Annotated in this window: 9 protein-coding genes and 2 pseudogenes; 8 read left to right on the top strand and 3 right to left on the bottom strand. The window is 61.1% G+C overall.

What is annotated here, in order from left to right; genetic code table 11:
• Positions 1-932: DnaJ C-terminal domain-containing protein (locus tag ACYP5B_RS09370; protein WP_459569412.1), on the top strand; the 932-nt coding region annotated here is incomplete at its 5' end.
• Positions 933-1,097: 165 nt separating this feature from the next.
• On the opposite strand, the gene ACYP5B_RS09365 is transcribed toward ACYP5B_RS09370, so the two are convergent.
• Complete coding sequence (locus tag ACYP5B_RS09365; protein ID WP_459569411.1) at positions 1,098-2,696, bottom strand: SagB/ThcOx family dehydrogenase; 1,599 nt, start codon at positions 2,694-2,696, stop codon at positions 1,098-1,100.
• Between the two features lie 802 nt (positions 2,697-3,498).
• Between ACYP5B_RS09365 and ACYP5B_RS09360 the strand changes: the two genes are divergently transcribed.
• The 3 genes and pseudogenes from ACYP5B_RS09360 to ACYP5B_RS09350 all read left to right on the top strand — a co-directional run bounded on the left by ACYP5B_RS09360 (position 3,499) and on the right by ACYP5B_RS09350 (position 5,864).
• Positions 3,499-4,107 carry a plasmid pRiA4b ORF-3 family protein gene (locus tag ACYP5B_RS09360; protein WP_459569410.1) on the top strand — a complete coding sequence of 203 codons (609 nt, stop codon included), beginning with the start codon at positions 3,499-3,501 and terminating at the stop codon, positions 4,105-4,107.
• Between the two features lie 36 nt (positions 4,108-4,143).
• Positions 4,144-5,545: pseudogene (locus tag ACYP5B_RS09355) on the top strand (ISKra4 family transposase).
• Between the two features lie 52 nt (positions 5,546-5,597).
• On the top strand, positions 5,598-5,864 hold the full coding sequence (locus tag ACYP5B_RS09350) for a type 2 periplasmic-binding domain-containing protein (protein WP_459569409.1): 267 nt from the start codon (positions 5,598-5,600) through the stop codon (positions 5,862-5,864).
• Positions 5,865-6,272: 408 nt separating this feature from the next.
• On the opposite strand, the gene ACYP5B_RS09345 is transcribed toward ACYP5B_RS09350, so the two are convergent.
• On the bottom strand, positions 6,273-6,518 hold the full coding sequence (locus tag ACYP5B_RS09345; RefSeq protein ID WP_459569408.1) for a hypothetical protein: 246 nt from the start codon (positions 6,516-6,518) through the stop codon (positions 6,273-6,275).
• Positions 6,519-6,670: 152 nt separating this feature from the next.
• On the opposite strand from ACYP5B_RS09345, the gene ACYP5B_RS09340 reads away from it, so the two are divergent.
• The 4 genes from ACYP5B_RS09340 to ACYP5B_RS09325 all read left to right on the top strand — a co-directional run bounded on the left by ACYP5B_RS09340 (position 6,671) and on the right by ACYP5B_RS09325 (position 9,501).
• Positions 6,671-6,922 (top strand): hypothetical protein, encoded by a 252-nt coding sequence (locus tag ACYP5B_RS09340; protein ID WP_459569407.1) that lies wholly within the window; start codon positions 6,671-6,673, stop codon positions 6,920-6,922.
• A 575-nt stretch (positions 6,923-7,497) separates the two neighbouring features.
• On the top strand, positions 7,498-8,658 hold the full coding sequence (locus ACYP5B_RS09335) for a hypothetical protein (RefSeq protein ID WP_459569406.1): 1,161 nt from the start codon (positions 7,498-7,500) through the stop codon (positions 8,656-8,658).
• 204 nt (positions 8,659-8,862) lie between these two features.
• Positions 8,863-9,105: a hypothetical protein gene (locus ACYP5B_RS09330; protein WP_459569405.1), complete on the top strand. Its 243-nt coding sequence runs from the start codon at positions 8,863-8,865 to the stop codon at positions 9,103-9,105.
• A 27-nt stretch (positions 9,106-9,132) separates the two neighbouring features.
• On the top strand, positions 9,133-9,501 hold the full coding sequence (locus tag ACYP5B_RS09325) for a calcium-binding protein (RefSeq protein ID WP_459569404.1): 369 nt from the start codon (positions 9,133-9,135) through the stop codon (positions 9,499-9,501).
• Positions 9,502-9,707: 206 nt separating this feature from the next.
• On the opposite strand, the pseudogene ACYP5B_RS09320 reads toward ACYP5B_RS09325, so the two are convergent.
• Positions 9,708-10,052, bottom strand: a pseudogene (locus tag ACYP5B_RS09320) (hypothetical protein); the annotation flags it as partial.
• Between the last annotated feature and the right edge of the window lie 111 nt (positions 10,053-10,163).

Here is a 10,163-nt window from a genome sequence, read left to right as displayed (position 1 = left end):
AGACGCTGGGAGTGACACGTGATGCCACCGCTGAGGACATCAAGAAGGCGTTCCGCAAGCTCGCGCGCAAGTTCCATCCCGACGTTTCCAAGCAGTCGGATGCTGAAGTGCGCATGAAGGAGCTCAACGAGGCCTATGCTGTACTCTCCGACCCGGAAAAGCGCGCCGCGTACGAGCAATTGGGACGAGGCCATCAGCCCGGCCAGAAGTTCCGTCCGCCGCCGGACTGGGACACCGGCTTCGAGTTCTCCGGTCGGGGCTTCTCGCCCCAGGAAGAGGCCAATTTCAGCGACTTCTTCGCCGAGCTGTTTGGCCACATGGGGCGCAGACACCGCGGTTTCCATACACACGGTGGCAAGTCCCCGTCGCGCGGCGGGGATCACCACGCCGAGGTGCTGCTGGACCTGGAAGACACCTTTACCGGCGCCACCCGTCAGCTTTCGCTGCAGGTGCCAAGCGTGGACGCCCAGGGCGGGGTGCAGCTCAGGAGCCGGACCCTCAGCGTGAAAATTCCCAAAGGCGTCCGCGAAGGTCAGCTCATCCGCCTGGGCGGGCAGGGTGCACCGGGGATCGGCGGTGCGCCGGCGGGGGATCTTTTTCTGGAAGTGCGTTTCAAACCGCACGACCAACTGAAGGTGAAGGGACGCGATCTACACCTTACCCTGCCGGTGGCGCCATGGGAGGCGGCGCTGGGGGCGGTGGTGCCCATCGATTTACCTGGGGGCGAGCTGAAGGTGCGCATTCCCGCCGGCGCCCAGAGCGGCAGCGAGCTACGCGTGCGCGGCAAGGGCATTCCCGCCAATCCACCGGGCGATCTGCTGCTGGACATCCAGGTGGTGTTGCCGCCGGCAAACACCCCTAAAGCGCGGGAGCTTTATGAAACCATGGCCCGGGAACTGGCCTTTAAACCGCGCCCGGATAGGAGAGCCTGATCCAAGCTGGATGACGACATTCTGATCGGCAGCCTGATGGAAGAGGCTTGGCTGACTCCGGAGCAAGTGGCGGCAGAAAGATACCACCGTGCTCGCTGTCTGGACGGCGGTGCTTTCAGTTTGCCAAGGTTCCTGTCCCACGAATCGGAACGTAGCACTTTCGAGTCAAGGCCGATCCTCATACGGTGCAAATGTAGACAAGCGCTGATCGACCACGGCGCCACCGACGGTAAAGTGATACAGGCTTTGCCAAGCGTGATCTTTGATTCCCAGCATGGCGTGCATTTCATCATCGAAAAAACAGCCAATTCCCGTAGCGCGCGCTCCGGATGCTTCGGCTTCAAGATAGAGCGCCTGGCCGAGGATGCCGCATTCCCAGAAAAGATGGCGATATCGCCATGGTTGCTTCAGGGCGATTTCGAAATTTGCGAGCATTCCCAGCGCAAAGCAGGAATCGGCGGCGATGTCCTGGTGACAACAGATCAACTTTGCCACCGCGCGTAAATCGTAAGGCAGCAGAAAATAGAGCGGAAGATGGTCCGGTCCAGTCTTTTGCCACAGCCATTCTGGGCGCATAGCCTGCTTGAGGCTAGGCAGCGCCCCGGAATGTCTCACTAGCACATACAGGCCCGGCTCCAGATCGTCCACGCGGTGCACCAATAGCGCCGGATGCACCGCGACTTGAGATATCAGCGTATTCCACGGTGGCGTGTCGCTACGTACCAACAGGCATGCCAGCATGGCGTAAAAAGCCGCGGCGGTGATGCGCGTCGTACCATCGAAACTCACAGCGCTGCGGCGCTGCCGAGCGATTCGGGCAAAGCTCAGATCAAGGGCGGGCGTCGCGGACCACTGGTGCGGCTCCGGATCTAGCGAGCTCGGTTCGCGAGTACGAGACTTGTGCGTGGCGCGATGGATCGAATCGATGTCCGGCCAACTCTCATGTCCCGCGCTTAGTTGATTCGCGTATCCGTACCAGTGCGCCTTATCCAAAGCAGCCTGCAGGCACCCAGGGTCCGGCTGTGCTTCAAGATTCCCGATCCAAAGCAGGGCATCTGGCACCTCTGGTTCGGCCGGTCCAAAATCCTCGCGGCGGTTCAATCCAAGCAATGCGGCCAACGTGTCATCCGCAGCCGCCTCCAACAGCCGCGTCTGCCAGCCGAGAGCTGCCGCGGCGTAACTCACTGCCGCGATAGCATGGCCGCAGTCATGCTGGCAGTAGCGCCATGCGCGCATTCCGTATTTCCACGCCTCGCGCCAGTGAATCGAGCTTATGCCGACCAGGATACCGCCGCCTACAAACGCCTCGGTCCATCGAGGATCATCCACTTCAGCGCGATGTTCAAGTACATGGTCGCGGCTCAGGTAATGGTAGACCCCGCCAGCCAAGCCAGGCAGAGCCGGACACAGAAGATAGCCCTCGGTCGGATGCAGATTCCCGCTCGAAGGATTGCAGCGCAGTGACCACCGCTGAGCACCGTAGGATTTGCACGCTGACAGGCCGAGTGAAAGTTCAAACAGGATTGCCAGGGTACGAAGACTGAATCTTTGCGCGGGAGGCAGAGTGCCGCAGCGCAGCTCGTTGTAGCGTGCGGCCAAGGTGTCCGCGACCAATGGCAGAGCAATCCGCGGTGTGCCTTGAAACACCCGGAACGGGTCTGGCTGGGTTGCCCAGTCGAGCCCTCCGGGGCCGGGAGCGTAGCTGTTGACACGGTGCTTGCTGCGTTCGTGATATTCAAGCAACACCTGCGTAAATCGGCTCATGTGCCTTCAGCCCAGGAATGCTGACTTCGTATTATGGATCCTTCTCGGCCACCTGGCGTCGCGGCGATAAGTGAGCGCATCGAAGTACAGGGAGGGCTATTTTCTCGGCAGTGGGCGCAACTGGCAGGGGAGTTGGTCGGGCGCCCACCAGTTGAGTAACACTTGTTGGGAATCTAGTCGCAAGAGCGTATTCTTAAAAAGTGACATAACAGCGGATCATAAGCAACGACAAGGCACTCATGAAGTACGCCCCCGTACCTCTGGCCCCGACAAAGCGCTCGACAACATCGAGAATGCGCCAGAGTGAACAACCAGATGAAGGTCGCAAGACTGCGCAACCCGGTCAATTCGATCCGCAAAACAAGCAGATTGCAGATTTGAGCTAGTTCGGGTCGAAGCAGCAATCCAATGCTTCATCAACATCACTTGTGGTGCTATCGCACCTACAAACGGATTTCTGACGCTGCCATCGCGGCATTCCTGTCCGGCTGTACCAATCAACGTTGACACCATGGGTCTCAACCCTCCGAGCGCAGTCGTGCCCGGATAGCCGAGGTGCCGCTATGCGTACCCTTCTCTATTTTCGTTTCACAGATGCTGCTTCGGCACGAAATGGCTGGACTCAGGTGCTTGCCCTATCAAAGGCGCCAACTTACGTAACGGGCCCGTGGTTCCTGGGCAGAGGCCTCAAGCCTATCGAAGGCTTTCCGGTTGCCGATAGCAGTCATAGGAGACCGCGCCAAAGCGGGGGCAGACGACCGGGCCACTGCTGAGAGGCCAATGAGGCACCTAAAATGCGCGCATGGCTTCCGTTCCTGGGCCGGCGATCTCCGTCCTTCAACTTCGAATTGCTCTGAGCGGCCTGAGCCCGCCGGTTTGGCGACGCGTCCTCGTTCCTGAGCACTTGACGCTCGGACAATTGCACAATGTCATCCAGGTAGTCATGGGCTGGGCCGACGAGCATCTGCACACGTTCAGCATTCGTGGCAGGCGTTACGGCGAAGCTCATGAGGGCGTCTTGCAGTTCTCCACCGCGGCAAACGAACTGCCACTGACTGCGTTTCGTCTCCGCGAACACGAAGGCTTCGTCTATGTGTATGACTTCAACGCGTGGTGGCGCCACGAGATACGGGTGGAGCGGCGTAGGCTGCGGCAACATCCTGGCCGGCTGCCGCGTTGCGTGGCCGGTTGCGGGCCTTGCCCGCCAGAGGACATGGGCGGGATCGAGAGCTATATGGAGGCCAGGGACGAACGCAGTGAGTATGAGTTCCTCGATTGGCTCGAGTCGCTGCGCGAGGAGCTAATCGTGTTGGAAGACTTACGCGATGAGATCGACGGGTGGCTGACTTGGCTGGATCGTCGCCTTGACCGTCAGATCGTCAATGATCGGTTGCGAGAGCTCGAGGGGTAGACTGGTCGCCGCAGCTTCCAAGGGAGGAGGGCGGCCATGCGTATCAGCTTGCAACTTGTAGTGCAGGACGATGGAGGCGTGCCAGCCACCGTCACCGAAATAGCCCAGTTCGAGAGAGACGGCCTTGATGTGGGCTCGCTGGGCCTGCATCTGGAGGAGGCGAAATCATTGCTGGGTCGGCTGCAGCGCACGATGGTCGCGGCACAGGTTGCCGAGGCAGTTGCCCGGACCAGCGTTTGTCCCACGTGCGGTGCGCAGCTGGCTTGCAAAGGCCACCATCACTTGGTCTTCCGGAGCGCGTTCGGGCGACTGTCGATTGACAGTCCCAGGCTGTATGTACCCCTGCCGGCTGTGCCAAGGCGACGCCCCCACCTTCAGTCCGGTCGCTAACTGCTTGGCCGAGCGGGTCAGTCCAGAACTGCAGTATCTCGAGGTCAAGTTTGCAGCGCTGATGTCGTATGGCCTGACCGTCAACGTCTTGCAGGAAGTGTTGCCGCTCGATCATGTGCTGGCAGCCAGCTCAATCCGGCGCCAGGTCACCACGCTCGGTCGCCGGCTGGAAGCGGAACAGACCACCGACGCCCGGCAGCAGGCGGAGGTGGCCGCGAGCGTCGGTTCGTCTGAGATCCCGGAGCCCAGTCAGGTCCGCGCGGTCGGCATTGACGGCGGCTACCTTCGGCGGGCCGGCCACCGGCGCCGCCAGGACGGCTGGTTTGAAGTGATCGTCGGGAAGTCCCTGCGGGATCAGGATGGCGGGCATAGTTTTGCCTACGTGCACAAGCTGGAGCGGCGACCGGCCGATCGTATGTGGAACTTCCTGCTGCGAGAAGGTGTGCAACCCAATCAGCCGGTCACCTTCCTGTCGGACGGCGGGGATACCGTACGGTTTACGCAGCTCGGCTTTGGTGACCGCGGTGAGTACGTTCTCGATTGGTTCCACATCGCCATGCGGGTACAGAACCTCGAACAGATGATCAAGGGCCGCCCGGCACACAGCGACGGCCCGAGCAACGCGACATTGATCAAGGCGTTGCATGGCGCCAAGTGGCACCTGTGGCACGGCTGCCCCCATCCGGCGTTGCGCCGACTGGAAAGCCTGGGCTGGGATCTGGAAGCTGAGGCAAGCCCCGAGGAAGCCAAACTCCTTGGCAAGCTCGAGGAGTTCATTGTCTACCTCGAAAACAATCGGCACTTCATCGTGAACTACGGTGACCGCTATCGGCATGGGGAGCCCATTGCATCAGGTTTTGTCGAGTCAGCCGTCAACCAGGTGGTCAGCAAGCGGTTCGTCAAACGGCAGCAGATGGCCTGGCGGCCTCGGCACGCGCACAACCTGCTGCAAATCCGGACCGCCGTGCTCAATAACCAGCTCCGGTCTTACATTGAACGATGGTATCCCTCCATCGCCGGAGAACAAGGCCACCGCCTTGCCGCTTAGTCGGCCCCCGGTTTGGCGCGGTCTCCAGGAAGCGCTCCTTGAATCGAAGGAGGTGCCGCGGCTGAGAGTCACCGTCCCGCACGCGCTCGCCATTCCAGCGCTGCTTCGTGATACGCACATGCTGTCCATTGTGCCCGCGTCCCTGGCCATGGCTCTTACAAAGAGCGGAGACCTAGTTCGACGAGATCCGCCGTACCAAGCTGGAACTGAGACCATGCGTGCGGTCTGGCATGGCCGCGACGAGCACGACGTGGGTCACGCGTGGCTGCGCGAGATGATCGCGAAAGCAGCCCGAACCGTTGAAGAGGCGCTCGCGTAGCTTGGCCTGCGCGCCCGAGGATCGCGGGGCGGCTCCCGGCCGATCCGGGCCCCGGCGCCGCGCGACATTGATTGCCTTGCGTGCCATGTCGAACCTCATGGGCGCGCTCGTGCTCATCACTTTTGCGAAGACTTCCGTTCCCTGCGGTCCCACCAGGCAAACTGACTGCATATCGTGTGGCACCGAGTCCAGCAAACGGCCCGCCTGAGGTGAGGCCCTGCTGGCGCGCAGGCAAGAGATCGGGCGCTGTCGCCTGCCGGCGTGGCGACAGGTGCCGGCGGCGGGCCAGTGGGGGCAGCGACGAAGCCCAGTTGTGATGTCGTGTATGGCACTGCACAGAACGCCCGGTCCGCGAAAAAGGGACTCGACTGTTTGTAGGACCCCACGGCCTGGGGAACGGTCCGACCCTCAGTTGTCCGTCGGCGATGGGTGGGTTGGAACCGGTGCGAAGTCGAAATGGGCGGCGGCATACACGGCATTGCACGCCCATACGTCTTCCCCATCCTTATAGACGGTGACCCATTTGCCGTCGCTGATGCAGTGGGCGCCAGGAAAGACTTCATCATGGCCGTTTGGACCATCCAAGGCGAAGGGCGCGTGTGGCGTGGCCCAGTATTTGCCCTTCGGCAGGGCCGCGATCGTTTTTCGGGACATTTCTTTTACCGCAATGCAGCGTCACGCAACGCACTATTCGTCCTACCGCGGCGGAACGGTTGTGTCAATCCTGCAACGGCTTGGCACCGTCCCGAGACATCCTCGTGTAGCCTCACTGCCAATTACCCCCTGCTATACGGTGCAAGTTCGCTATGGCGCAATACCTCCAAATTGCAGTCCGAGCCTTCGGCGTCGGCGCCATCCTTGTGATCGTCGCCGTTGCCTCCCGGCAAGTATATCTGCGGGTCGCTGCTGAGGCTGGCATCGCCGGCGGTGAAGAGGATCCTGCGGCAATAATGTTGATTCGATGCGAGGCCATGCACAGCCGCCTGCAGAATCGGCATATTTCCGAAGACGCTGCGGATGCTGACGAGGCGCCGCGTGCCCGATGTATGGAGTCCTGAGCTCGCAGCAATCCTAACCGGTCCGCATTCACCCCCCCCCTGTGTGACGGTAGCGGGCGGCCCCACGCGCCGGCCTGGAGCCATTTGAGGGACTTACTCGCCAAGGCTGGCGCGGTGCTGGTGACCAATGACCAGGCGTTCCGGCGCATCCTTCGCCTAGTGGTGGAGGACTGGTCGATGCCAAGCGGAAATTGACCGTGGCAACCTGGAAGGTTGGCCATCTGCGGGTTGGGGGCTCTCAAAACGACCGTTTATACAATCTGGCGAGCCACGAGCAAAGGCAGCAACGGCGAACTGGCCACGTTGCGCTGAGCCGGCAGGCAGTGCTATCGGACCTTCCACCCGGCGCCTGGGCTAGGTGCGCCCCTCGGTCGATCGCGGATTACTACGCGATATCGTCGCCGGCGGCAAAACGCGTTTCGTAATCTGCTGGCCGCGTAAGTGGGTATTCCCAGGAGGCGCCAAGACGCCCGCTCCTCGAGCGCATATGCCTCATCGGTCATTTATCATTATTTATTTGCAAAGGATAAATTATCAAGATAGGATAAATGCTGATAATCGCACCAGGAAGACACATGTCCGAGCCGTCCGCCGCCTCCGAACGTTACACCTTTCGCCGCCCCGCGTTGGCGGCAAGCTTCTGCGCAGCCTTGGCCGGGGAGGGAATCCAGGATGCCCGCTCGGGCCTGTTCCTCGCGGCGCCGCGTCGGGTAGGGAAGTCCACGTTCCTGCGCGAGGACCTTACGCCGGCCGCCGAGCAGCGCGGCTGGGTCACCGTGTATGTCGACTTATGGTCGAACAAGGCGCACGACCCGGGCGAACTGATCGCCGACGCCATCAAGCACAAAATTGCCGATCACGCCGGTGTCGTGGGCAAAGCCGCAAAGGCCGTCGGCCTCACCAAGGTCACCGTCATGGGCACCCTTGGGTTAGACCTCACCGCCACGGGATTGCCAGCGGGCGTCACGCTCACGCAGACCCTTGAGGCGCTGCGCAAGGCCGCCAAGAAACCGGTTCTCTTGATCGTTGATGAAGCGCAGCATGCTCTGACCACGGAGAAGGGCGTGGAGGCAATGTTCGGCCTGAAGGCGGCGCGCGACGCGATGAACGTTTCGGGCAAGGCCCCGGACCTCATGCTGGTCTTCACCGGCTCAAGCCGGGACAAACTCGCGCACCTGGTCATGAATTCGCGCATGCCGTTCTACGGCTCCCAGGTGGCGCCATTCCCGCTGCTCGATAGAAACTTTACCGACGAATTTACCAAGAGCGTGAACCGGGCGCTCGCCGCGGGCAATCAGTTTGAGCCGGAGGCCGTCTACGAAGCCTTCGTGATGGTCGGGCATCGCCCGGAGATGCTGCGGCACCTGATAGGCACGATCGCACTGGCGAACGAATCGCCAAACCTCAGTACCCGGCTCAAGGATGACGCGACGCTCGTCCAAGAGCGCTTGTGGCATGACGTCGAAAGCGACTTCACATCATTGTCGCCACTTCAGCAGGCGGTAGTGCGCGTCATGGCTGGCAAGGATGGTCAATTCTCTCCCTTCGGAGAGAGCGCCATTTCCGCGTACAAGGCCCTTGTGCCGGATCATGTGAGCGTCAGCGCTGGGACGGTTCAAAATGCGATTGACGCCCTTCGTGAGCGCGAGATCGTATGGAAAGAGTCGCGAGGGTCGTACGAGATCGAAGATCAAGCGTGGCTGAATTGGCTCCGCGCCAGAGGCCTGACGTCCTGAAGAACGCGGCAATGCGATGCGCCAGGCGAGCGGTCACCGAAACGACTTGGTGACCTGACCCGGCTGGGCGGCCTGGGCCGCGTCGACCAGTGCCCTGGAGAGCCGCCGGCACCTGCATTTCGGCATGACCGTCAGCTACTCGCCGATGATCTCATTCAGCCGCTGCGGCAGGGCCGTATCCTCGAGTTGCGGCAGATCCAGGCCGTGATCGAGGATGCAGGTACGCGCCGACGCTGCGCCTTACCCTATGCCGCCATCATCGCCGATACCACCGTCGCGGCTCAACAACCACCGCAAGCGACAGCACCGCCGCCGCGTGCCCAACGCGCTGAGCGCATCGGCACCATCGTACGCATCAACCAGAAGACTGCTTCTGTGCAGTGCAATCCCGATGAGGGTCATTGGCGTGTCTCGTTTGCTCTTCTGCGCAAGGTCGTCGACCTCTGAGATTCCATCGACATCAATACGAAAAACATGCCTAAACGCAAGATCGAGCCAGACCGCGAACAGCGAATCGAGATGGAGGTGGTCGTCGACGCATACAGCCCAGAGGAGCGGTCTATGGCGTGGTATTACTACCTGGAGGAGCGACTCACCGTTCCATTTGAAGCTGAGGTTCGCAAGAGATTGCCAACCTCGCCGCTCAGTCCCGGCGATCGGGTTCAGGTGATCGCAATGGCGCCGGAGGACGTCTGCGAGTCCGAAGCCTTTGTGTGGATACGATGGAACAAGCGCAAGCTTGCTGTACCACTCGCGCAACTCGTGCCACTGGCGAGCGACGAGATGACGCAGCAGGCCATTGCCGATTGGCAGTACTGGCGGGATCGAGGCTACCACTTCTGACATCGGCTCGTAAGCCGTGATGCCATAACATCCGGCGCTCGTCCACCGCTCCGATGCCATGCCGGAGCCGTCAACATGGGTTCTGCTGACTGATACCTTGCTCCCACTTATCTACCTGAGCCTGACCTGCGTCACGGTGTGCTCTATATTGTGGCCAACGGTGAGCCATGACGCGGTGGCCGGTCATAAGATTATGCGCAGCATAACTATTGCCCAACGCAGGCCTCTGCGAGTGCAATCATCAAGTGCTGCACCTTTTTCTTCAACTGATCGCGCTCGTCTGTGAGCTCTGTAACCAACAGCGTCAGGCGGTGAATCGCAAGTTGATCGGGTGTGGCGTCGCTGGGTGGGGACGCCGGTTCAGGCCTGGGCGGCACGCGGGCCTCGCGCACCTGTCTCACCACCTGGCGTAGCTCCTTCTTGCCCCCAGCAACAGCCGCTACCTGCTTCTCGCCCGGCAAGGAGGCTACGGCAGCCGCAGCGTTGATAGAAATCACGCCCGCCTTTACTGCGCTGACCAACTCGGGCGCGGCCGTCTTCTGGATTCTCTCGCGACACGCAGCCGAGCGAATTGAAGGCTAGGGCTACATTATCCATTGATTGGTGTAGACCTCGATATATCGGTTGAACGTGTTGCAATATTCGAAGTAATGTACGATGCT

It is taken from the genome of Cupriavidus sp. 8B, from assembly GCF_054589115.1.
This window is presented reverse-complemented; position numbering and strand designations above follow the sequence as displayed.